The sequence below is a fragment of the Klebsiella ornithinolytica genome (assembly GCF_030505655.1).
Classification (GTDB): Bacteria; Pseudomonadota; Gammaproteobacteria; order Enterobacterales; family Enterobacteriaceae; genus Klebsiella; species Klebsiella ornithinolytica.
The window spans coordinates 2,115,639-2,137,377 of the sequence record NZ_CP130153.1 but is presented as its reverse complement, the minus strand read 5'-3'; the positions used below and the strand labels follow the sequence as shown (position 1 = coordinate 2,137,377).

Genomic DNA, 21,739 nt, shown 5'->3' with positions numbered 1-21,739 from the left:
TCTCCCGTAGCCCCAAAGGCAATTCCAGGAATAACCCGAACCTCATGCCCGTATCTGCTCCTCTGCCAGCAGCGCTTTGAGCTCGGGAATACAAGAGCCGCAGTTGGTACCGCATTTCAGCACCTTGCCCAGTTCGCCGACCGTGCGGCAACCGCTGGCGATGGCCTCACCAATCGCGCGTTCACCAATGCTCATGCAGCTGCAGACAATCCGCCCCGCAGGGGCTGTCTCGCCGCTTTTTCTCCCGCCGAGCAGCGCGTGCCGCTGCTCGGGCGTCTGCGGCGGAGAGTGAAACGCATCGGCGATCCACCCGGCATCGATTTGCGGCTCGCCAGGATTGCTCCACCAGCCCAACATCAGCCTTCCCTCATGCCAGGCCAGCAGGCTCCATACTGCTCCGGCCTGCGCGGTTTGTATCTGCCACTCCTGCTGACGACACCAGTTGGTTAGCCATCCCTGCGGAGGGTGTTCTCCGGCTAAAGAGAGATGGTTTACCGCCAGCGCGGCCCGCCGACGCCAGTGGACCGCGACCGGCAGCGGAACCGGCTGGCGACAAAATAGTTCACCGTGCCAGGCGGGACGCCAGGGTGCAATCGCCACCGCCACCTGTTTGCTTTCCGGCTGTCCGGACCAGGGATCCGTTACCGCCGACAGCAGGTCGTTGACCCGCCCCCGTCGGGCAAACTGATTATTCCAGTGCATCGGCACAAACAGCGAGCCGGGACGCTGCCCGCGGCTGACCACCGTTTTGGCCACCATCACTCCATTGCGCGACCAGATTCGCGCCAGTTCTCCCTCGCGCAGCTGCAGGCGTCGGGCATCCGCTGGCGCGATCTCCACGATCGGTTCGGCAATATGCTGCATCAGGCGCGGCACGCTGCCGGTACGGGTCATAGTGTGCCACTGATCGCGAATGCGGCCGCTATTGAGGATCAGCGGATAAAAGGCGTCGGTCGCGGCACGCGTGGCCTGGGGCGTCACCGGCACCATGCGCAATTTGCCATCGCCGTGCCAGCCCTGCTGTAAATCAAGACCGCTGCCGCTGCGGCTGACCGGCCAGCGAACCGGCGCCAGGTTGTCCCACGCCTCACGGCTGAGATCCGCCAGCCCACCGATATCGAACGCCCGTTGGCCGTTATTTTCAAACCCCGAAAGCGCGGCATGCTCGCTAAAGACTTCGTGCGGATGGCGCCAGGCAAAGGCGGCGCCAAAGCCGAGCTGTTCGGCCATGCGCGCGATTATCCACCAGTCGGCTTTGGCTTCCCCCGGCGGCGGCAGAAAGCTGCGCTGACGGGAAATACGGCGTTCCGAGTTGGTGACGGTGCCATTTTTTTCTCCCCACGCCAGCGCCGGGAAACGGATATGGGCAAACGCTGCCGTATCCGTCCGGGCGCTCACTTCGGAAACGATCACCAGCGGACAGCCGGCCAGCGCCTGGCTGACGGCAAGGCTGTCCGGCAGCGACACCACCGGATTGGTGCCCATAATCCACACCGCTTTCACCTCACCGCGGCCAATGGCGGCAAACAGGTCCACCGCCGTCAGTCCCGGCGTCTGCGCCAGCCGTTCGCTGCCCCAAAAGCGCGACAGCCGGTGCAGATCCTGCGGCTCAAAATTCATATGGGCAGCCAGCATCGTCGCCAGGCCGCCCACCTCGCGGCCGCCCATCGCATTTGGCTGTCCGGTCAGCGAAAACGGCCCGCAGCCCGAACGCCCGTACTTCCCGCTGGCGAGGTGGACGTTAATAATGGCATTACACTTGTCGCTACCGCTGGCCGACTGATTGATCCCCATGGTGTAGAGCGTTATCGCCCGCGGCGCAGCGATGAAATCACGATAGAACCCGGCGACCTGCTCCATGTCCAGCCCGCAGAATTCGGCCACCTGTTCCGTGTCCCAGGCTGCAGCGGCGGCCAGCGCCTGCGCCTGGTCGCGAAAATCGCCCGTCAGCGCACCGGCCTCGGCAATGGCGTTCAGTAAACCGACAAACAGCCCGCCATCGCTGCCGGGCGCAACCGCCAGGTGGCTATCGGCGATATCGCAGGTGGCGGTTCGACGCGGATCAATCACCACCACTTTCATCCGCGAATTATCACGTTTCGCCTGAACCAGCCGCTGATAGAGCACCGGATGCGCCCAGGCGGCGTTCGAGCCCACCAGCACCACCAGATCGCTGTTTTCCACGTCCTCATAGCTGCACGGCACCACGTCGGCGCCAAAGGCGCGCTTATATCCGGTCACCGCCGAGGACATACAGAGCCGGGAATTGGTATCGATATTGGCGGCGCCGATAAATCCCTTCATCAGTTTATTCGCCGCGTAGTAGTCCTCGGTGAGCAGCTGTCCGGAGGCGTAAAACGCCACCGCCTGCGGCCCGTGTTGCTCAATGATTTGCCGCAGCCGGCTACCGGCAACCGTCAGCGCCCGTGACCAGCTGACAGGTTCCCCCTCCAGCTCAGGCCTCAGCAATCGCCCCTCCAGGCCAGTGGTTTCGCCGAGCGCCGCGCCCTTTACGCACAGGCGTCCCAGGTTTGCCGGATGGTGCTCATCACCGCGCACGCTGACCTGGCCATTTTCCTCCCTTCGTGCCAGCACGCCGCAGCCCACGCCGCAATAGGGACAGGTGGTGCGTATTTCATCCATCAGGAGGCCTCCGCACGCGCCAGCAGAAGCTGGTTCCCGACCCACACCGTGCCGTTTTCGATCTTCACCGGCCAGGCGCGGACCATCGGTTCACCGCCATCGCAGGGACGCCCGTCGCGCAGCCGGATACGATGTTTATACAGCGGCGAAATGACCATCGGCTCCCCGCCGGCATCGCCCAGCATACCGCGCGACAGCACGTTGGCGTCGCTACCGGGCTCCAGGTTGTCGAGGGCATAAACCTGTTCGCCAAAACGAAACAGCGCAATCTGCCGTTCGCCCAGCCGCGCGCCGATCCCGGCCTGGGCGGGAATCGCCGCCAGTTCGCAAATGGCCTGCCATGGCCGGGTCGACACCTCACCTTCGCGGCGTACCGGCGCGATGACCGGCTGAGGCTGACCGCGCAACATTTGCCGCTGCACGGCCTCATCCGGCCGATCGCTGTTAACATAGGAACGGAACAGCGCCAGCCGCTGCGGATCGTTCAGAGTGGTCTGCCATTCACACTGGTAGCTCGCCACCACCCGCGCCATCTCCTGCTCCAGCTCTTCGCCAATCCCGAGGCTGTCTTCCAGGATCACCTCGCGCAGGTAGTCGATTCCGCCTTCGAGGTTATCCATCCAGGTGCTGGTTCGCTGCAGCCGGTCGGCAGTGCGAATATAGAACATCAGCAGCCGATCAACCGTGCGGATCAGCGTCGCGTCGTCGAGGTCGCTGGCAAACAGATCGCCATGTCGCGGCTTCATCCCGCCGTTGCCGCAGACGTAAAGATTCCAGCCTTTTTCCGTGGCAATCACCCCGATATCTTTCCCCTGCGCCTCGGCGCATTCGCGGGTACAACCGGAGACCGCCATTTTTATCTTGTGCGGCGCACGCAATCCTTTGTAACGATGTTCAAGGGTGACCGCCAGCGCCGTCGAGTCCTGAACGCCGTAGCGACACCAGGTCGAGCCGACGCAGGATTTCACCGTTCGCAGCGACTTGCCGTAGGCGTGACCGGTTTCAAAGCCGGCCTCCGCCAGCTCGCGCCAGATAGCCGGCAGCTCTTCGAGCCGGGCGCCAAACAGATCGATACGCTGGCCACCGGTAATTTTGCTGTACAGCTGGTAGCGTTTGGCAATTTGTCCGATGGCAATCAGTCCGTCCGGTGTCACTTCGCCTGCCGCCATACGCGGGACCACTGAATAGGTGCCATCTTTCTGAATATTGGCGAAGTAGCGGTCATTGGTATCCTGCAGCGGTAAATGCGCCGGTTTCAGCAGATACTCATTCCAGCAGGAGGCCAGAACTGAAGCCACCAGCGGCTTACAGATTTCGCAGCCGTGTCCCTGACCGTAACGACTAATCAGCTGATCAAAGGTGTGGATATGATTCACGCGCACGAGGTGATAGATCTCCTGACGCGACCACGGAAAGTGTTCGCAGATATCTTTTTTCACTTCCACGCCCTGCGCCGAGAGCTGATATTCCATCACCTGCTTGACCAGCGCGCTGCATCCACCGCAACCGGTCGCCGCCCGGGTACAGCTTTTTATCGCCGGGATATCGCTGGCGCCCGCGCTGACCGCCCGGCAGATATCACCTTTAGTGACGTTGTGGCACGAGCAGATCTGCGCGCTGTCCGGCAGCGCCGCTACCCCCAGCGCTTTTGGCGCGCTCCCCTCCTGCACCGGCAGAATCAGGCTTTCCGGGCGCGCGGGCAGCGCCATCGCGTTCAACATCATTTGCAGCAGCGTGGCGTAATCGCTGGCATCGCCCACCAGCACGCCGCCCAGCAGCGTTTTGTTCTGCTGGCAGACGACAATTTTCTTGTAGATTTGCCCCGGACCATCCGTCCACTGGTAGCTCTGGCTACCGGGCGTGCGTCCCTGGGCGTCGCCGAAAGAGGCTACATCGATGCCCAGCAGTTTCAGTTTGGTGCTCATATCGGCGCCGCTGAAGCTCGCCTCTTCTCCAGCCAACATTGCCGCCGCCGTTCTCGCCATCTGGTAGCCCGGCGCCACCAGGCCATAGATTTTGTCCTGCCACAGGGCACATTCGCCAATCGCCAGCACTTGCGGATCGGAGGTGCGGCACTGATTGTCGATGACGATCCCGCCGCGCTCTCCTACCGTCAGTCCGCTGCCGCGCGCCAGCGTATCCTGCGGACGAATCCCGGCGGAAAAGACCACCATGTCGGTAGCCAGCGATCCGCCATCGGCAAAGTTCAGCACCAGGCCATTATCACCGCGCGCAATACTCTGAGTCGTCTTGCTGGTATGGACACCGACGCCAATATCATTGATTTTCTCCCGCAGCATCGCGGCGCCCGGGCTATCCAGCTGGACCGCCATCAGATTCGGCGCAAACTCCACCACGTGGGTTTCCAGCCCCAGCTGTCTGAGCGCGTTGGCGGCCTCCAGCCCCAGCAGCCCGCCGCCAATCACCACCCCGCGTTTTGCGCTGCTGGCGCAGGCGGCAATACGGTCGAGGTCGTCGAGGGTGCGGTAGACGAAACAGCCCTCCAGATCGTGGCCCGGCACCGGCGGAACGAATGGATATGAGCCGGTCGCCAGCACCAGTTTATCCCAGTGGGTTTCATGGCCGCAGGTATCGCGTACCACCCGCGCTTCACGGTCAATGGCCGTAATCGTCTCGGACAGCCGCAGTTCAATTCCGTGCCGGGCGAAGAAATCGCCGTCCACCAGCGACAGCGATTCCGCGCTACGACCGGCAAAATATTCTGATAAATGCACCCGGTCGTAGGCGGCGTAACGCTCTTCGCCAAACACCACGATCCGAAACTGTTGATGCAGGTTACGGCTGACGCATTGCTCGAGAAAATGGTGGCCGACCATGCCGTGTCCGACCAGCACCAAAACAGGTTTTGTCATAGAAAATTCACCTGCAGCGCGCGGCTGCGTTGAAGAAGGATCAAAAAGCCAGTCTGGCTGCGCGGGGGTAGCCAGCAGCGCGGTGAGCGGCGCGGCATTTGCGCAGTCGCCCAGCAGCAAAACAGCCTGTAGTTTGCCGTCGCGGACCAGCAGACGGCGGTAGTGGCGGGCCAGCGGGTCCCAGCTGGTCCAGATCTCATCGTGGTCGCTGGCCTGCGGATCGCCGGCGCTGAACAGCGCGATGCCGGTGACTTTCAGGCGGGTACCGCTATCCTGCCAGTGAAAATCCGCCTCCGGCGTGCCGCATAGCCGCCCGGCCAGCACCTCAGCCTGGCGCAGACAGGGCGCCACCAGTCCCCAGGTCTGGCCGTCAATTTCGCAACATTCGCCAAGAGCACTAACCCCCGGCAGCGCGGTCGCCAGCTGACGGTCCACGATAATGCCGCGCCGACAGGCCAGGCCGCTTCGCTGCGCCAGCTGAATGTTGGGGCGCACGCCGGTCGCCAGCACTACGCGACTGGCGGCAAACGCCCGGCCATCCTCCAGCACAACCTCATGCTCGCGAATCGCGGCAATCCCGCAGCCGGTGACGCACTGGATCCCTCGCTCCTCCAGCTGTTGCTGTAGCTGCTGACCGGCAAAGGCATCGGTTTGCTGTTCCATCAGCCGGTCGCCGCGATGCAGCAAAGTGACATTGTCACCATGACGTCGTAACGCAGCCGCAGCCTCGACGCCGAGCACCCCACCGCCGATCACGACCGCCGGGCCACCGGTTGCCAGAATGGCGGCCACATCGGCAAAGGTGCGAAATGCGTAGACGTGCGGCAGCGCCACACCGGGCAGCGGCGGGATGAAAGCCTGTGAACCGGTGGCGAAAATCAGCTCATCCCAGGAGAGCTCGCCGCGGGTGGTGCGCAGCGTTCGCGTCGTCATCTCCACCGCCAGCACCGATTCATCGCTGCGTACCGTCACGCCGTGCTGGTGATACCACTCCTCTGGCAGCAGCCGCGTTTGCGCCAGCGTTTTTTCCCCACCCAGTACCGGTGACAGCTGGATACGGTTATAGGCCTGCCAGGGTTCATCCCCGATAATCACTATCTGAAATTTGTCGCCCCCCCGCGCCACCAGCGTCTCCGCCAGCCGGGTGGCCGCCATACCATTGCCGATAATCACCAGTCGCCGCTTCATCGCCGCCCCTTACGCCGCCTTCGGCTGTTTTTCGTAGAGGAAATGGAGAATCTGCTGACGCAGGTGGTGATAATGGCTGTCATCCGCCAGCTGAACACGATTACGCGGCCGGGGCAGGTCGATAGCGAGAATCTCGCCCACCGTCGCCGCCGGGCCGTTGGTCATCATCATGACGCGGTCAGAGAGCAGCACCGCCTCATCAACATCATGGGTAATCATCACGATGGTGGTGTTCAGCGCCTGCTGAATCTGCATCACCGCATCCTGCAAATGGGCGCGGGTCAAGGCATCGAGCGCGCCAAACGGTTCATCCAGCAGCAGCACCTTCGGCTTCATCGCCAGCGCTCTGGCAATCCCTACCCGCTGCTTCATGCCGCCGGAGATCTCCCCCGGACGCTTGTGCAGCGCATGACCCATTTGCACCCGCTCAAGGTTGTGTTCGATCCACGCCTTGCGCTCGGCTTTGCTCATGGTGCGGCGAAAAACCTGGTCGACCGCCAGCGCCACGTTGTCAAAGCAGGTCAGCCACGGCAGCAGGGAGTGGTTCTGGAAGACTACCGCGCGCTCGGGACCCGGCCCGGCGATTTCGCGGTTATCACACAGCAGTCCGCCTTCCGTGGGTAAGGTAATGCCGGCAATCAGGTTCAGCAGCGTGGATTTACCGCATCCTGAGTGGCCAATCAGGCTCACGGTCTCCCCTTCATAAATGTCGAAAGAGACGTTTTGCAGGGCCAGAAATTCGCCGCTGGCGGTATGGAAGCGCTGGCTGACGGCCTGCACCTGAATTAATGGTTTCATAGCGATTCCCCTATTTTTCTTGCCAGCTGAAGCGACGAGCGATCAACATCAGCCCCTGCTCCAGCAGCAGGCCGACGACGCCGATAATGACGATGGCGATGATGATGTTTTCCACGTTGAGATTGTTCCATTCATTCCAGATCCAGAAGCCGATCCCCAGGCCGCCGGTCAGCATTTCAGCAGCGACGATCACCAGCCAGGCAATGCCAATAGAGAGACGCACGCCGGTCAGCACCGCGGGCAGCACGGCCGGGAAGAGAATGCGCCGCATCACCGTCCACTCCGACAGCTGTAAAACGCGAGCCACGTTGAGATAATCCTGCGGAATGCGGCGTACCCCTTCGGCAGTGTTAATCACCATTGGCCAGATAGAGCAGATAAAAATGGTCCAGCTCGATGCCGGCTCCGCCTTCTGGAACAGCAGCAGGCCAATAGGCAGCCACGCCAGCGGACTGACCGGGCGCAGCAGCGCAATCAGCGGATTAAACATGCGGGCAAAGAACAGCGAGCGGCCAATCAAAAAGCCCAGCGGGATCCCCACCAGCGCCGCCAGCCCAAAGCCCACCGCCACCCGCTGCAGTGACGCCAACACGTTCCAGCCGATGCCCATGTCGTTCGGCCCGTCCTGATAGAAAGGATCGGCAAACAGGGTCAGCGCGGAATCGAGCGTACTCAGCGGCGTCGGAAAGCCCTTGCCGTTGATCGCCGCCAGCTGCCAGCAGAGCAACAGCAGCCCCAGCCCGAGCAGGGGTGGCAGGAGCCGCTGTACGGTTTCACGTAGCCAGCGCCTGACGGGCGGCGTCGGACGTCGGACCTGTACCGGTGGCAGGACAATCACTTCGCCCGGCGTTTTTTCTGTGGCAATAACAGGTTGCGTACTGTGCGCGTGTTTCATTTCATGCCCCCTTACGTTGAATCGCGAAGCCGCGGGCGTAACCTTCCGGATCGGCCCCCGTCCAGACCGTACCGTCTATTAATGTGCTGCTGCGCATGAGCGCAGCCGGCGTAGAGATGCCGCCCACCGCCTGCGCCGCCTCTTTCCAGACGTCAATGCGGTTGATGCGCCCGGCCACCGCCTGATAATCCGGGGCCGTTTTTAGTAATCCCCAGCGGCGGAACTGGGTTAAAAACCACATTCCGTCCGACAGCCAGGGAAAACTCACCTCTCCCTGGTCGTAAAAGCGAATCGGGTGTGCGTCCTGCCAGCGCTGTCCCAGCCCGTTGTCGTACTCCCCAAGCATTCGTCCGGTGAGATACTGCTCTTTGGTATTCAGCCAGGCGCGTTTTGCCAGAATGCGCGCCGTCTCTCGTTTGTTCTCTTCCGAGGCGTCAATCCAGCGCGCCGCATCCAGCACCGCCGCGACCAGCGCGCGGGCGGTGTTCGGATTGCGTTCGACCCATTCGCTGCGGGTGCCGAGAATTTTTTCCGGGTGTTCCGGCCAGATGGCCTGCGAAGTGGCTGCGGTAAAACCGATACGGTCGTTGATCGCCCGCGCGTTCCACGGTTCGCCGACGCAAAAACCAACCATGTTGCCGATACGCATGTTCATCACCATTTGCGGCGGCGGCACCACCACGGTGCGTACGTCCGTAAACGGGTCGATGCCACCGCTGGCCAGCCAGTAATAGAGCCACATCGCGTGCGTCCCGGTGGGAAAGGTGTGGGCAAAGGTGTAGCTGCCCGGCGCGCGCTGGCCGATCAGCCGTTTCAACCCCCCGAGGTCGGTCACCCCTTTCTCCCGCAGGTCGCTGGAGAGCGTAATCGCCTGGCCATTGCGGTTGAGGGTCATCAGGTTTGCCATTGCGTGCGGCTTGCCGGCGATCCCCAGTTCGAGGCCATACAGCAGGCCGTAGAGAATGTGTGCCGCATCGAGTTCACCGGCGATCAGTTTGTCGCGCACCGCCGCCCAGCTGGCTTCTTTGGTCGGTACCAGGGTAATGCCATATTTTTTATCGAACCCTTTCAGCGACGCGATCGCGATCGGCGCGCAGTCCGTCAGCGGAATAAATCCGACTCGTACGGTAGATTGCTCCGGCTTATCGGATCCTGCCGCCCATGCGCTCTGCATCACGCCGGGCAACAACATCGCCCCGCCCAGCGCGGCGCCTGCCTGTAAAAAATGCCGTCGTGAAATCGAAAATTTATCGCCCATACCCGCTCCAGAACACGCAAAAAAAAAGCGCCCGACAGTGCTGATGCACTGCAGGACGCCTTTATCCATGGACACACAAACCGCCGTTGGCCTGTTGCCCAAAATTGTTTACTGAACGATTTAACGCATTAACCGTTGTCTGCAGGATATTGCAAAACAGATGCCAATGTTCACAGAGGCGGTGTCAGGCCGTTTTCCGCTGTGCGCCGGGCGGCTTCCCGCCGCTCATTGCACCGCTGACAGGCAGCCGCTGCCCAACCATCGTGCATCTACTCCTTTGGGGTTATGGACCACAACGCCTTTACCGTCAGCAGCGCGCGGGCGATTTCCACCATCCTCTGATTCTTATCCATTGCCATTTTCCGCAACGCCTGCCAGGCCTGCTCTTCCTGCATTCCCTGATGAACCATCAGCACGCTTTTCGCTTTTTCAATCAGCTTGCGCTCTTCGAGCGTATCTTTTAGCGAGGCCAGTTGCCCGGAGAGCTGCTGGAGCTCAAAGGCCTGCTGGCGAACCAGCGGCAGCAGCTGTTTATCGAGACGGCGCGCGATGCCGTCATCACCCTCTTCCTCCGGCCAGCTGGCGGGCGGCGCTTCGCCGCTGAGCAGGTTATCGGCGACGCTCAGCAGGTCGTCAATCAGCCGCTCTTCCAGACCTCGCATCTGCTCCAGACGCTGCGTCTGGGCGCAAAACCAACGCAGCGCCGTCTCCCCCTCGTCTGCCGGGGGCTGTCGGGTACAGGCGATCCGCCGCAGCTGCTCAATTTCCAGACTGGCCTGGCACTGGGTCATAAACAGCGCAGTCTGCGGCGCCTCCGCCAGCGCCTGGAAGCTGTCAAAACAGGGCTGCTGACCATCGATTCTGTCCACCAGCAGCTGGCGGAGCTCATCGCTAAACTGGCCGCGGGCAAAGCCGGATGCCCCCAGCGCGCGCTCCTGCCCCACCAGCTCTTTCCCCTGCATAAAACTGTAGAGCGCCACCATGCGCCCGGCAATTTGCGGGTCGTCAATGCTGTCGTTGAGCTGCGGGACAATATTTAATAAGTGGCGGATAATGCGACTAAACTGGTTTGTCGCCTCTTCGGCGATGATAGCGCGGCCGCGCACGGCGTGGCGCAGCGTCAGCAACTGCTCCAGGTACCAGAGCGCGCTGGCAATCCGCCAGCATAGCGCGCCGCTGGCGCACTCCCGCACCGCTTCCAGCGCCTCGCGAAAGGCGATAAGCTGCTCATCCACCAGTGCCGAGCCCGCCCGGCACTCCGCGGCATAGAGCCGTCCAGCGGAGCAGAGCCAAAGGTTGGACGCACCGCGTTCGCACTGTAGCATGTGTACCAGCGCGCTTATCCGGCTTGCCAGCGTACCCTGCTGCGCCAGCTGGCGTAGCTGCTCTTTTTGCAGCTGCCGCGCGCGGTGAAACCACCTGTTGGCCTCAGGCGTGATGCCAGCCGTATTATTCATACCCCCTCCCGGGTCAACGCTTTATACTTTAACCACAAGCAATAACCGTGCCTTATACCAAGGAGTCCTTATGCAAAGTATTGTGATTATCGCCAACGGTGCTGCCTACGGTAGCGAATCGCTGTTTAATAGCCTGCGCCTGGCGATTGCCCTGCGCGAACAGCAGTCTGAACTCGATCTGAAACTGTTTTTAATGTCTGACGCGGTGACGGCAGGCCTGCGCGGACAAAAGCCGGCGGAAGGCTATAACATTCAGCAAATGCTGGAGATCCTCACCGCCCAGAATGTCCCGGTGAAATTGTGCAAAACCTGCGCCGACGGCCGCGGGATCACCGCGCTGCCGCTGATTGACGGCGTGGAGATTGGCACTCTGGTGGAGCTGGCGCAGTGGACGCTGGCGGCCGATAAAATCCTGACCTTCTGAAGAAAGGGCCTCTGGCGGGATTTAATATCACCGAGGCAGCGTTTGTTAATCAAAAAACTAAGTCAGCTGAATGCTTTCAGGCACAACATCATTTTTGTTTAATCTTTATCCCTTTTTTTGATCAAAATCAGCATTCGTCTGCTCCCCATTTGGTGTTATGCCATGAGTAAAGTGTGAACAATATCACGCGCGGGATTGAGCAGGCAGGATGCTGTAGACAGACAACAACGGGGTAGATAAATGGCGATGGTTAAAGCAAGTTTGATGTTGTTTGGCGGTGATACGCTGGTGGTTCGTTGTTCTGAACGCTGCCATATTCACCTGATGAGCGCGAAGGCTGCCGGCGACAGCCATGCGGATATTCTGAGCGTCCAGGATCGCGACAGCGCCTATCTGACCGTGCCGTATAACGGCACCTGGAACGTACTGATCGATAGCCACAGCCAGTCACTGGAGCACTCCATTAGCTACGTTCCCGCCTGATATCACCTGCCCGGGATAGCCCGGGCATTTTTCAGGCCAGCCCCGGCTGGCTGTTTTCTCCCAGCAGCGTCCGTACCGTCCCGACCAGATCGTCAAGACAATCATCGTGCATACCGAGTTTGCGTAGCTCCTGATCCAGAGAGAACAGGTACTGGGCATTGGTGCCGAGCGGCCCGCTGGCTTTAGCGATCAGCGGCGCAATGACCTGGGCGCGGGTATCCGGTTCGAACAGCGGATGACGAGGATCCATAATAAACACCAGCGCGTTCACCGTCCGCCCGTCATCGAGCTCCAGCTTACACCAGGTCGGCAGATAGCACCCGGTGATCATCTCCCGCTTCCACAGCAGCGTCAGCTCCTCTTCCAGCGTCTCATCAGGGAGTCGATAGGCCACGCCGGTGGTACGCCCGCCCTCTTTCAGCGCCAGCATGCGCCCCGGCTGGCAGGCGCTGCCGCGCCCGGCGGTCAGCCGCAGGCAGAAGGCGCGGTGCCAGCCCGGAAGCGTACCGGTACAGGTTTCGCGATACTCAAGAGCCGGGTTCCACATCAGCGAACCGTAGCCAAAAATCCATACTGAGCCAGCATCCGGACGACAGGCCAGCGTTGCCGCAAGGGAAGCGGCCCGTTGCTCTGCCGACCAGAGAAGCGATTCCTCAATAGCACCAAACGCCGTCTTACAATCCGCATTGATTAAGAAATCACGAGTTAACACTTTCTACTACCTCCGCCACTGCCCGCTTCCCGGCGATTATCTGATGGCATCCGTGAAATATTGCCGAATTATTATCCAGCTTTCATCGACAATAAGCAATGAACGACACGCTGGCAAGGCGCGGAGCAGCAGATGAGGCAGCAGGAACGATTATTTTTTCTTATGCCACTTATCATCGTCTCCTTTTTGATAGTCATTCTTGACCGCCGCCCAGGCGACCTTATGCGCCGTCTCTTCACGGCTGGCGTCGTCCCGCCGGTCCGCCTGGCGCTTATACTGCTCCCAGGCGCTATTAAACGCTTCTTTATAGATCTCCTGGGCATGCGCCGGCAACACGTGCCGGACGCTATCGGGTAGCGCTTGTTTACTGCGATAAGGCATATGCACCTCCGGATGGTGGTAAAAAGATAAGTCTGGGACGCTAATTCCGGGTTTTCAAGGCGGGATATAATCCAGAAGCATTTTTAGTAATTGTCTGAATAATAAATACAAAATCGCAATAATGATAAGTTATGACAATCTCAAGGCATTAGTTACCAATAGCCGTAAATTTAAGTAAAAAAACAATTCAGATAGCAAAATGTCTGTTATTTTATCTACTTACGGTATCTATAATTATAACACCTGCATAAATGGAGATGGTTCATGACGCATGTACATGAGGCGGTGAAAACCCGCCACAAGGAGACATCGCTTGTTTTCCCGATTCTGGCGCTGGCGGTGCTTATCTTCTTCGGAAGTAGTCAGTCACTGCCAGCGGTCATTGGCATTAACATTCTGGCCTTAGTGGGTATTCTGTGTAGCGCATTCAGCGTTGTACGCCACGCGGACGTTCTCGCCCACCGCCTCGGCGAGCCGTACGGTTCGTTAATTTTAAGTCTTTCCGTGGTGATTCTTGAAGTCAGCCTGATTTCTGCATTAATGGCCACCGGCGACGCGGCCCCGACGCTGATGCGCGATACGCTCTATTCAATCATTATGATTGTCACCGGCGGCCTGGTCGGCTTTGCTCTGCTGCTGGGCGGACGTAAATTCGCCACCCAGTACATGAATTTGTTTGGTATTAAGCAGTATCTCATCGCCCTGTTTCCGCTGGCGATTATTGTGCTGGTCTTTCCGATGGCGCTACCGGGCGCGAATTTCAGCACCGGGCAGGCGCTGCTGGTTGCGCTGATTTCCGCCGCCATGTACGGCGTATTTCTGTTGATTCAGACCAAAACGCACCAGAGCCTGTTTATTTATGAGCATGAAGACGACGGCGACGACGACGACCCGCATCACGGCAAACCGTCCGCCCACAGCAGCGCCTGGCACACCGCGTGGCTGTTAATTCACCTGGTCGCGGTTATCGCGGTCACTAAGATGAATGCGAACCCGCTGGAGACGCTGCTGACCAGCATGAACGCGCCGGTGGCCTTTACCGGTTTCCTGGTCGCGCTGCTGATTCTCTCGCCGGAAGGACTCGGTGCATTGAAAGCGGTACTCAACAATCAGGTGCAGCGCGCGATGAACCTGTTCTTCGGTTCGGTGCTGGCGACGATTTCGCTGACCGTGCCGGTGGTCACCTTAATCGCCTTCTTAACCGGCAATGAGCTGCAATTCGGGCTTGGCGCACCGGAAATGATTGTGATGGTCGCCTCGCTGCTGTTGTGCCAGATCTCCTTCTCTACCGGGCGCACCAATGTGCTGAACGGCGCCGCGCACCTGGCGCTCTTCGCCGCTTATCTGATGACCATTTTTGCCTGACCGCTCTTCCCCGGCGTCGACCGGGGAGAGTTCTGCGCCGTTACTGGCGCAAAAAAAAGCCTGCCGGTTTTACAACGGGCAGGCTTTTCGCGCTCAGGAGCGATGAATTAGTTGCTGGTATCCAGCTCTTCAAAGTTCTTCACCAGATCGTCAATTGCTTTGATCTGCTTCAGGAATGGCTCCAGTTTAGCCAGCGGCAGCGCGGACGGGCCGTCGCATTTCGCATGTTCCGGGTCCGGATGCGCTTCGAGGAACAGGCCTGCCAGGCCCGTTGCCATACCGGCACGCGCCAGCTCGGTCACCTGAGCACGACGACCGCTGGACGCGGCGCCAAACGGGTCGCGGCACTGCAGCGCGTGGGTCACGTCGAAGATAACCGGCGAGTTGTTAGACACTTTCTTCATCACCCCAAAGCCCAGCATGTCGACAACCAGGTTGTCATAGCCGAAGTTCGCCCCGCGATCGCAGAGGATAACTTTGTCGTTGCCGCCTTCGATAAACTTGTCGACGATGTTACCCATCTGGCCCGGGCTGACAAACTGCGGTTTCTTCACGTTGATCACCGCGCCGGTTTTTGCCATCGCTTCGACCAGGTCGGTCTGGCGCGCCAGGAATGCCGGCAGCTGGATAACGTCAACCACGTCGGCAACCGGCTGCGCCTGGCTTGCTTCATGAACGTCGGTGATGATTTTCACGCCGAAGGTCTGCTTCAGCTCCTGGAAAATTTTCATCCCTTCTTCCAGGCCCGGACCACGATAGGAGTGAATGGAAGAACGGTTGGCTTTATCAAAAGAGGCTTTGAACACGTAAGGAATGCCCAGCTTCTGCGTGACGGTCACATAGTGTTCGCAGATGCGCATCGCGAGATCGCGGGATTCCAGCACGTTCATCCCACCAAACAGGACGAAAGGCAGGTCGTTTGCTACGTTGATATCACCAATGCTAACCACTTTTTGTTTCATAAGATCGCCTTATCAGGGTGTAACCGGATTCATTCCAGATTAGTGAAGAGTAATTTGTTTATGCGAAATGGTGTTAATTTGCGCGCGGATCATTTCGCTGATCGGGTCCTCCGGACACTGTTCGACGAAATAGTTCAGGTCCAGCAGCGCAACATGATCGCACTCAAGCTGGGCGTAGATCAGCCCGCGATCGCGGATCTCATACGGATCCTCCGGATTAAACTGCAGCAGCGCTTCGCTGGCGCGCAGGGCCAGCTCCATCTGCCGCTCTTCCATCAGCGCCGATTTTAAGGTGTCGAGCAGCTTGTGGATCACTTCGGCGTTATCCGCCTCGTCGAGATCCTCGTTGAACAGCTCGGCAACCGGGCTAATATTGCCCTTCAGCCAGACTTCCAGCGTGTGTTCGTTGAGCGTTTCACCGTTGAACGGGTTAATCAGCCACATCTCTTCGCTGGTTTCCGGGTCGGCGCGCAGCAGCAGCTGCGTCGGGAAGATAACCGGGACCAGCGGCAGCGACAGGCGCTGAGCAATCCACAGGACGATAGCGCCTAATGACGCCGCGCTCCCCTGACGATTAATCAGGACTTTGTCGATCCACAAAGCATCAGACAGCCGGTAAACGCCGTGGGAATCGCGAAAGCCCCACTCATGGTAGAACAGCTCCAGCAGCCGCTCCAGCTGACGCTCCTGATCCCAGGAAGAGGCAATTTCCTCCTGCGCCAGACCCAGCAGCCGCTCCAGTTCATCCTGCACATAGTGCGTCGGAAAATCGTCGCGGATTAATTCAGAAATGAGGACCATGCCATCGCACAATGGCGCTTTATTAAATTCGAAATCAGCTAATGACCTCATGACTTACCCCAGTAACGGTGTTCTTGTAATGGCGAGTTGTATGATGATGAACAACACCACCAAAGCCAGCAGAAAGGCAATAAACCGGCTCTGCTGGCTGCGCGGGCGACGACGGCCCAGCGCGATAAAACCCAATGCGATGTAAATAATAACGCCAAACAGCTTTTCAGTCAGCCATGAGCCGTCTTCAGTGAAAGGCAGATAGTGCGTTATGGCCATTAATCCTGCGCCGCTCAGAAATAACAGCGTGTCGCTGCAGTGCGGCGCAATGCGCACCCAGCGCTGGTTCAGCCGGGCATTGCCGCTGTAGGTCCACCAGTAGCGTAAGGTAAATAAACTGACGGAAACCACCACACACGCTATATGCAGATACAGCACCGCGCTAAACAGATTCATATGCCCGCTTTCTCCATGCCGGAAAATCGCCCTGTCGTCAGGCGATCGTTATCGCCGTAGTCACGGCAGGTCGTCACATCGTGGTAACCCGCTTCCCGGAACAGCGCCCGTACCGCGTCCCCCTGCTTCCAGCCGTGTTCCAGCAGCATCACGCCGTCGGAGGTCAGGAAACGGCGTCCTTCCCGGATGATATGCGCGAGGTCGGCAAGGCCGTTATCGGCAGCAACCAGCGCCGTTTTTGGCTCAAAACGAACATCGCCCTGCTCAAGATGCGGATCGGTTTCGTCGATATAGGGCGGGTTGCTGACAATCATGGTGAACCGCTGCCCGGCCAGCGCGCTGAACCAGTGGCTTTGCAGGACGCTAACGTTCGTGATGGCAAGGCGCTCGGCGTTACGCGCGGCTAATGCCGCCGCATCGGGCATGAAATCCACCGCCGTGACCTGGCAGTCCGGGCGTTCACTGGCCAACGCCAGGGCGATCGCGCCGGTGCCGGTACCTAAATCCAGAATCCGGCACGGCGTAGCCGGCAGCCGCGCCAGCGCCTGCTCGACGAGGCATTCGGTATCCGGGCGCGGAATGAGCGTTGCGGGGGAAACCAGCAGCGGCAGCGACCAGAACTCACGCACGCCCACCAGATGGGCCACCGGCTCGCCGCGCTGGCGGCGGCTCAGCAGCGTCTCCAGCTGCGCCTGCTGTTCCAGAGTCAGCACCGTCTCACCGAAGGCGAGGAGCCAGGTCCGCGCCCTGCCGGTGACGTGCCCTAACAGGATCTCGGCGTCGCGTCGCGGGCTTTCACTCGCGCTCAGTCGGGCAATCGCCTGCGCCAGCCACTGTTGAAAGGTCATCATTCCTGCTCGGAAAGCGCGGCCAGCTGATCGGCCTGATATTCCTGAACAATCGGCTCAATCAGCATATCCAGTTTCCCTTCCATCGCTTCGTCCAGACGGTAGAGGGTCAGGTTGATGCGGTGGTCGGTCACGCGGCCCTGCGGGAAGTTATAGGTGCGGTTGCGATCGCTGCGATCGCCGCTGCCCAGCAGGTTACGACGGGTTGACGCTTCCGCCTGCTGACGCTTAGCGATTTCCGCCGCGCGAATACGCGCGCCGAGCACCGACAGCGCTTTGGCTTTGTTTTTGTGCTGCGAACGCTCGTCCTGGCACTCCACTACTATCCCGGTCGGTAAGTGGGTAATACGGATCGCCGAATCGGTGGTGTTAACGTGCTGACCGCCGGCCCCGGAGGAGCGGAAAGTATCAATACGCAAATCGCCCGGGTTGATATCCGGCATTTCGGCTTCCGGCAGCTCCGGCATCACCGCCACGGTACAGGCGGAGGTGTGAATACGCCCCTGGGATTCGGTGGCCGGCACGCGCTGTACGCGATGACCGCCGGACTCAAATTTCAGACGACCATACACGCCATCGCCGCTGATTTTGGCAATCACCTCTTTATAACCGCCATGTTCGCCTTCGTTGGCGCTCATGATCTCCACGCGCCAGCGGCGGGATTCGGCGTAACGGCTGTACATACGGAACAGATCGCCGGCAAACAGCGCCGCTTCATCACCGCCGGTACCGGCGCGGACTTCGACAAAGGCGTTGCGTTCATCATCCGGATCCTTCGGCAGCAGCAGCACCTGCAGCTGTTGCTCCATCTCCTCGCTTTTCGCTTTCGCGTCGCGCAGTTCTTCCTGCGCCATTTCGCGCATTTCCGCATCGTCGAGCATCATCTGTGCAGTTTCGATATCGTCCTGCACCTGGCGCCATTCGGTATAGCAGCGCGCCACGTCGCTCAGCTGCGCATATTCCCGCGACAGCGCGCGGAATCGATCCTGATCGGCGATGGTCGCAGCATCACCCAGCAGCGCCTGAACTTCCTCATGGCGTTCGTACAGAGCTTCCAGTTTGGCAACAATAGAAGGCTTCATAGGCGTGAATTCACCCTGTCCTGAAAAAAGAGAAATGTGCGCTATTCCAGCCCGAGGCTGTTGCGCAGAATATGCAGGCGTTCATCATCCCCGTCACGGGCTGCCTGCTGAAGAGATTTGGTTGGTGCGTGGATCAGGCGATTGGTCAGTTTACGCGCCAGATCCTGCATGATTTCCTGCGCATCGCCGCCCTGCTCCAGCGCAGCCAGCGCTTTCGCCGTCAGCTCCTCACGGACCTGCTCGGACTGGGAACGATATTCGCGGATAGTCTCGCTGGCGCTCTGGGCACGCAGCCAGGCCATAAATTCGCTGGTTTCCTGCTCGACGATCGTTTCCGCCTGTACCGCCGCGGCTTTACGCTGCGCCAGGTTATGCTGAATGATGTTTTGCAGGTCGTCCACGCTGTACAGATAGGCGTTCGCCAGCTTACCCACTTCGGGTTCGACATCGCGAGGCACCGCGATATCAACCAGCAGCATCGGCTGATTACGCCGCGCCTTCAGCGCACGCTCCACCATCCCCTTGCCGATAATCGGCAGCGGGCTGGCGGTCGAACTAATAATAATGTCGGCCTCTTTCAGCCGCTCGTCGATATCGCTCAGGGCGATAACCTCGGCACCGACCTCCTCGGCCAGAGCCTGCGCGCGCTCGCGGGTACGGTTAGCAATCACCATGTTGCGCACGTTGTGTTCACGCAGATGACGCGCCACCAGTTCGATGGTTTCCCCGGCGCCGACCAGCAGCACCGTCACGCTTGAAAGGGATTCGAAGATTTGTCGCGCCAGGGTACAGGCGGCGAAAGCCACGGAAACCGCGCTGGCGCCGATATCGGTTTCGGTCCGCACGCGTTTTGCCACCGAGAACGACTTCTGGAACATCCGCTCCAGTTCGCTGACGTTGAGGTGACCGCGGCTGGAATCGGCGAAGGCTTTTTTGACCTGCCCCAGAATCTGCGGTTCGCCGAGCACCAGCGAATCGAGGCCGCTGGCGACGCGCATCAGGTGGCTGACCGCATCATTATCCTGGTGCCAGTACAGGCTTTTACGCAGGTCTTCTTCATTAAGATGGTGGTAATCACACAGCCAGCGGATGAGCGCTTCCTGCAGATTATCCTGTTCTTCAACGCTGAGATACAGCTCCGTGCGGTTACAGGTCGACAGCACCACACCGCCCTGCACCATTGGCTGAGCCAGCAAGCTCTCCAGCGCCTTATCGAGCGTGTCCGGCGAAAACGTTACGCGTTCTCGCAGCGCGACCGGGGCTGTTTTGTGATTAATGCCAAGAGCTAAAAGGGTCATTGTGAGGGAGTAGTACCAGCGTTGCTAAGGTTAGTCTGAGCGCATCATACAGGATGCGCGGAATCAATAAAAGAGACGCTCCCCTTTTGGAGTAATAGGCATCGGGCTTAAAAGCCATTAACGGTAATTTTTTGATTTCAGACAATTTGAACGTAGACGCTATCGCCGGGCAACGCTAGCATTAAGGGTTATAATTGTAACCCGCTACACAAATCGTGTGCGTACCACCCCGTCGCCGGATTTCACTGTAGACATCAAGGATTTGTCATCATTATGAATCGACTGCTCCGCCTGTTACCGCTGGCAAGCCTGGTCCTGACCGCCTGTACACTCACCGCCCCGAAAGGCCCTGGCAAAAGCCCTGACTCTCCTCAGTGGCGTCAGCACCAGCAGGATGTCCGCAATCTGAGCCAGTACCAGACCCGCGGCGCCTTCGCTTACCTCTCCGATGAACAAAAAGTTTACGCCCGCTTCTTCTGGCAGCAAACCGGCCAGGATCGCTATCGCCTGCTGCTGACCAACCCGTTAGGCAGCACCGAACTGTCGCTGACCGCCCAGCCGGGCAGCGTGACGCTGATCGATAACAAGGGCCAGACCTATACGGCGACCGATGCCGAAGAGATGATTGGCCGCCTGACCGGGATGCCGATTCCGCTAAACAGCCTGCGCCAGTGGATCGTCGGCCTGCCGGGCGATGCCACCGACTACTCGCTTGACGATAAATACCGCCTGAGCGAACTGAACTATACCCAGAACGGCAAAACCTGGCACGTCACCTACGGCGGCTATACCAGCGATACCCAGCCATCGCTGCCGGCCAACATGGAGCTGAATAACGGCAGTCAGCGTATCAAGCTGAAAATGGATAACTGGATTGTGAAATGATGACCCGCTGGCCCTCTCCTGCAAAGCTGAACCTGTTTTTGTACATCACTGGACAGCGCGCCGATGGTTATCACACCCTGCAGACGCTGTTTCAGTTCCTTGACTATGGCGATACCTTAACGATCGAACCGCGTCATGACGGCGCGCTGCGCCTGCTGACGCCGGTTGCCGGCGTAGCCGATGAAGAGAATCTGATTATTCGCGCCGCAAGGCTGCTGATGCAGGCGGCGACGGCATCCGGACAGCTTCCTCCCGGTAGCGGCGCCGATATCAGCATCGACAAGCGTCTGCCGATGGGCGGCGGTCTGGGCGGCGGCTCGTCCAACGCCGCGACGGTACTGGTGGCGCTGAATCATCTGTGGGGCTGTGGTTTGTCGGAAGAGCAACTGGCGACGCTGGGGCTGAGTCTTGGCGCCGATGTGCCGGTATTCGTGCGCGGCCACGCCGCCTTTGCCGAGGGCATTGGTGAGATCCTGACGCCGGTCGAACCGCCAGAAAAGTGGTACCTGGTCGCTCATCCCGGAGTCAGTATTCCGACGCCGACCATTTTCCGCGACCCCGAGCTACCACGAAACACCCCGGTAAGGTCAATAAGTACGTTACTAAAATGTGAATTTCGCAATGATTGCGAGGTTATCGCAAGAAAACGTTTTCGCGAGGTTGATGCGGCGCTTTCCTGGCTGTTAGAATATGCGCCGTCGCGCCTGACAGGCACAGGAGCCTGTGTCTTTGCTGAATTTGACACCGAATCTGCCGCTCGTCAGGTGCTGGAGCAAGCCCCGGAATGGCTACAAGGCTTTGTAGCGCGAGGAGTTAATATCTCCCCGCTCAAGCTAGCCCTACCCAGGTAGTTCTGCTTTTTTGCACGAATTACCTTAGTACGCCGGGCAAATTGAGTAACGGTGACAACGTCACCCTGTTCCAGACGTTGCATCGTTC

The 21,739-nt window shown here is 59.5% G+C and carries 19 protein-coding genes; 5 read left to right on the top strand and 14 right to left on the bottom strand.

Annotation, left to right across the window (positions count from 1 at the left end):
* Positions 1-42 precede the first annotated feature (42 nt).
* The 6 genes from Q1L34_RS09965 to nasR form a co-directional block, all read right to left on the bottom strand.
* Positions 43-2,643: a nitrate reductase gene (locus Q1L34_RS09965; RefSeq protein WP_327204485.1), complete on the bottom strand. Its 2,601-nt coding sequence runs from the start codon at positions 2,641-2,643 to the stop codon at positions 43-45.
* Complete coding sequence (gene nirB, locus Q1L34_RS09960) at positions 2,643-6,704, bottom strand: nitrite reductase large subunit NirB (RefSeq protein WP_152305696.1); 4,062 nt, start codon at positions 6,702-6,704, stop codon at positions 2,643-2,645. Before nirB ends, Q1L34_RS09965 begins: the two co-directional genes overlap by 1 nt.
* Before the next feature lie 9 nt (positions 6,705-6,713).
* Positions 6,714-7,502, bottom strand: a complete 789-nt coding sequence (locus Q1L34_RS09955) for an ABC transporter ATP-binding protein (protein ID WP_327204484.1) — start codon at positions 7,500-7,502, stop codon at positions 6,714-6,716.
* Positions 7,503-7,512: 10 nt separating this feature from the next.
* Positions 7,513-8,397 carry a nitrate ABC transporter permease gene (ntrB, locus tag Q1L34_RS09950; protein ID WP_004863487.1) on the bottom strand — a complete coding sequence of 295 codons (885 nt, stop codon included), beginning with the start codon at positions 8,395-8,397 and terminating at the stop codon, positions 7,513-7,515.
* A 1-nt stretch (position 8,398) separates the two neighbouring features.
* Positions 8,399-9,655: an ABC transporter substrate-binding protein gene (locus tag Q1L34_RS09945; RefSeq protein WP_004863490.1), complete on the bottom strand. Its 1,257-nt coding sequence runs from the start codon at positions 9,653-9,655 to the stop codon at positions 8,399-8,401.
* Between the two features lie 269 nt (positions 9,656-9,924).
* A complete protein-coding gene (gene nasR, locus Q1L34_RS09940) occupies positions 9,925-11,112 on the bottom strand; it encodes a nitrate regulatory protein NasR (RefSeq protein WP_004863491.1) in 1,188 nt (395 codons plus the stop codon).
* A 70-nt stretch (positions 11,113-11,182) separates the two neighbouring features.
* Here nasR and Q1L34_RS09935 point away from each other — a divergent pair, with 70 nt between their 5' ends.
* Positions 11,183-11,536: a DsrE/DsrF/TusD sulfur relay family protein gene (locus Q1L34_RS09935; RefSeq protein WP_004863493.1), complete on the top strand. Its 354-nt coding sequence runs from the start codon at positions 11,183-11,185 to the stop codon at positions 11,534-11,536.
* A gap of 240 nt (positions 11,537-11,776) precedes the next feature.
* Entirely contained in the window at positions 11,777-12,019 is a 243-nt protein-coding gene (locus tag Q1L34_RS09930; protein ID WP_004863495.1) for a DUF1883 domain-containing protein, read from the top strand.
* Positions 12,020-12,050: 31 nt separating this feature from the next.
* Here Q1L34_RS09930 and Q1L34_RS09925 read toward each other — a convergent pair whose 3' ends face one another.
* Both Q1L34_RS09925 and chaB read right to left on the bottom strand, forming a co-directional pair.
* Positions 12,051-12,731, bottom strand: a complete 681-nt coding sequence (locus Q1L34_RS09925) for a gamma-glutamylcyclotransferase (protein WP_004863506.1) — start codon at positions 12,729-12,731, stop codon at positions 12,051-12,053.
* A gap of 150 nt (positions 12,732-12,881) precedes the next feature.
* Positions 12,882-13,112, bottom strand: a complete 231-nt coding sequence (gene chaB, locus Q1L34_RS09920; RefSeq protein WP_032717148.1) for a putative cation transport regulator ChaB — start codon at positions 13,110-13,112, stop codon at positions 12,882-12,884.
* A gap of 264 nt (positions 13,113-13,376) precedes the next feature.
* Here chaB and chaA point away from each other — a divergent pair, with 264 nt between their 5' ends.
* On the top strand, positions 13,377-14,477 hold the full coding sequence (chaA, locus tag Q1L34_RS09915; RefSeq protein ID WP_004863510.1) for a sodium-potassium/proton antiporter ChaA: 1,101 nt from the start codon (positions 13,377-13,379) through the stop codon (positions 14,475-14,477).
* A 107-nt stretch (positions 14,478-14,584) separates the two neighbouring features.
* Here the strand turns inward: chaA and kdsA are convergent, their stop codons facing one another.
* The 6 genes from kdsA to hemA are packed head-to-tail and all read right to left on the bottom strand — an operon-like array spanning position 14,585 to position 19,915.
* The gene (gene kdsA / locus Q1L34_RS09910; protein ID WP_004863512.1) at positions 14,585-15,439 is read right to left on the bottom strand and encodes a 3-deoxy-8-phosphooctulonate synthase; all 855 of its coding nucleotides are present in this window, start codon (positions 15,437-15,439) and stop codon (positions 14,585-14,587) included.
* A gap of 39 nt (positions 15,440-15,478) precedes the next feature.
* Entirely contained in the window at positions 15,479-16,291 is an 813-nt protein-coding gene (sirB1, locus tag Q1L34_RS09905; protein ID WP_004863515.1) for an invasion regulator SirB1, read from the bottom strand.
* Positions 16,292-16,294: 3 nt separating this feature from the next.
* On the bottom strand, positions 16,295-16,687 hold the full coding sequence (gene sirB2, locus Q1L34_RS09900) for an invasion regulator SirB2 (RefSeq protein ID WP_004863518.1): 393 nt from the start codon (positions 16,685-16,687) through the stop codon (positions 16,295-16,297).
* Entirely contained in the window at positions 16,684-17,535 is an 852-nt protein-coding gene (gene prmC / locus Q1L34_RS09895; RefSeq protein ID WP_327204576.1) for a peptide chain release factor N(5)-glutamine methyltransferase, read from the bottom strand. The genes sirB2 and prmC overlap by 4 nt, the downstream gene beginning before the upstream one ends.
* A complete protein-coding gene (prfA, locus tag Q1L34_RS09890) occupies positions 17,535-18,617 on the bottom strand; it encodes a peptide chain release factor 1 (protein WP_004863527.1) in 1,083 nt (360 codons plus the stop codon). Before prfA ends, prmC begins: the two co-directional genes overlap by 1 nt.
* A 41-nt stretch (positions 18,618-18,658) precedes the next feature.
* Positions 18,659-19,915, bottom strand: a complete 1,257-nt coding sequence (hemA, locus tag Q1L34_RS09885; protein ID WP_004863529.1) for a glutamyl-tRNA reductase — start codon at positions 19,913-19,915, stop codon at positions 18,659-18,661.
* Positions 19,916-20,188: 273 nt separating this feature from the next.
* Here hemA and lolB point away from each other — a divergent pair, with 273 nt between their 5' ends.
* Positions 20,189-20,800 (top strand): lipoprotein insertase outer membrane protein LolB, encoded by a 612-nt coding sequence (lolB, locus tag Q1L34_RS09880; protein ID WP_004863531.1) that lies wholly within the window; start codon positions 20,189-20,191, stop codon positions 20,798-20,800.
* Positions 20,800-21,651: a 4-(cytidine 5'-diphospho)-2-C-methyl-D-erythritol kinase gene (gene ispE / locus Q1L34_RS09875; RefSeq protein ID WP_162098182.1), complete on the top strand. Its 852-nt coding sequence runs from the start codon at positions 20,800-20,802 to the stop codon at positions 21,649-21,651. Before lolB ends, ispE begins: the two co-directional genes overlap by 1 nt.
* Positions 21,652-21,739 lie beyond the last annotated feature (88 nt).

What these genes read in the sequence shown, in the direction of transcription:
- Q1L34_RS09965 (WP_327204485.1), bottom strand. Translation starts at nt 2,643, where the DNA reads ATGGATGAAATACGCACCACCTGTCCCTATTGCGGCGTGGGCTGCGGC.
- nirB (WP_152305696.1), bottom strand. Translation starts at nt 6,704, where the DNA reads ATGAAGCGGCGACTGGTGATTATCGGCAATGGTATGGCGGCCACCCGG.
- Q1L34_RS09955 (WP_327204484.1), bottom strand. Translation starts at nt 7,502, where the DNA reads ATGAAACCATTAATTCAGGTGCAGGCCGTCAGCCAGCGCTTCCATACC.
- ntrB (WP_004863487.1), bottom strand. Translation starts at nt 8,397, where the DNA reads ATGAAACACGCGCACAGTACGCAACCTGTTATTGCCACAGAAAAAACG.
- Q1L34_RS09945 (WP_004863490.1), bottom strand. Translation starts at nt 9,655, where the DNA reads ATGGGCGATAAATTTTCGATTTCACGACGGCATTTTTTACAGGCAGGC.
- nasR (WP_004863491.1), bottom strand. Translation starts at nt 11,112, where the DNA reads ATGAATAATACGGCTGGCATCACGCCTGAGGCCAACAGGTGGTTTCAC.
- Q1L34_RS09935 (WP_004863493.1), top strand. Translation starts at nt 11,183, where the DNA reads ATGCAAAGTATTGTGATTATCGCCAACGGTGCTGCCTACGGTAGCGAA.
- Q1L34_RS09930 (WP_004863495.1), top strand. Translation starts at nt 11,777, where the DNA reads ATGGCGATGGTTAAAGCAAGTTTGATGTTGTTTGGCGGTGATACGCTG.
- chaB (WP_032717148.1), bottom strand. Translation starts at nt 13,112, where the DNA reads ATGCCTTATCGCAGTAAACAAGCGCTACCCGATAGCGTCCGGCACGTG.
- chaA (WP_004863510.1), top strand. Translation starts at nt 13,377, where the DNA reads ATGACGCATGTACATGAGGCGGTGAAAACCCGCCACAAGGAGACATCG.
- kdsA (WP_004863512.1), bottom strand. Translation starts at nt 15,439, where the DNA reads ATGAAACAAAAAGTGGTTAGCATTGGTGATATCAACGTAGCAAACGAC.
- sirB1 (WP_004863515.1), bottom strand. Translation starts at nt 16,291, where the DNA reads ATGAGGTCATTAGCTGATTTCGAATTTAATAAAGCGCCATTGTGCGAT.
- sirB2 (WP_004863518.1), bottom strand. Translation starts at nt 16,687, where the DNA reads ATGAATCTGTTTAGCGCGGTGCTGTATCTGCATATAGCGTGTGTGGTG.
- prmC (WP_327204576.1), bottom strand. Translation starts at nt 17,535, where the DNA reads ATGACCTTTCAACAGTGGCTGGCGCAGGCGATTGCCCGACTGAGCGCG.
- prfA (WP_004863527.1), bottom strand. Translation starts at nt 18,617, where the DNA reads ATGAAGCCTTCTATTGTTGCCAAACTGGAAGCTCTGTACGAACGCCAT.
- hemA (WP_004863529.1), bottom strand. Translation starts at nt 19,915, where the DNA reads ATGACCCTTTTAGCTCTTGGCATTAATCACAAAACAGCCCCGGTCGCG.
- lolB (WP_004863531.1), top strand. Translation starts at nt 20,189, where the DNA reads ATGAATCGACTGCTCCGCCTGTTACCGCTGGCAAGCCTGGTCCTGACC.
- ispE (WP_162098182.1), top strand. Translation starts at nt 20,800, where the DNA reads ATGACCCGCTGGCCCTCTCCTGCAAAGCTGAACCTGTTTTTGTACATC.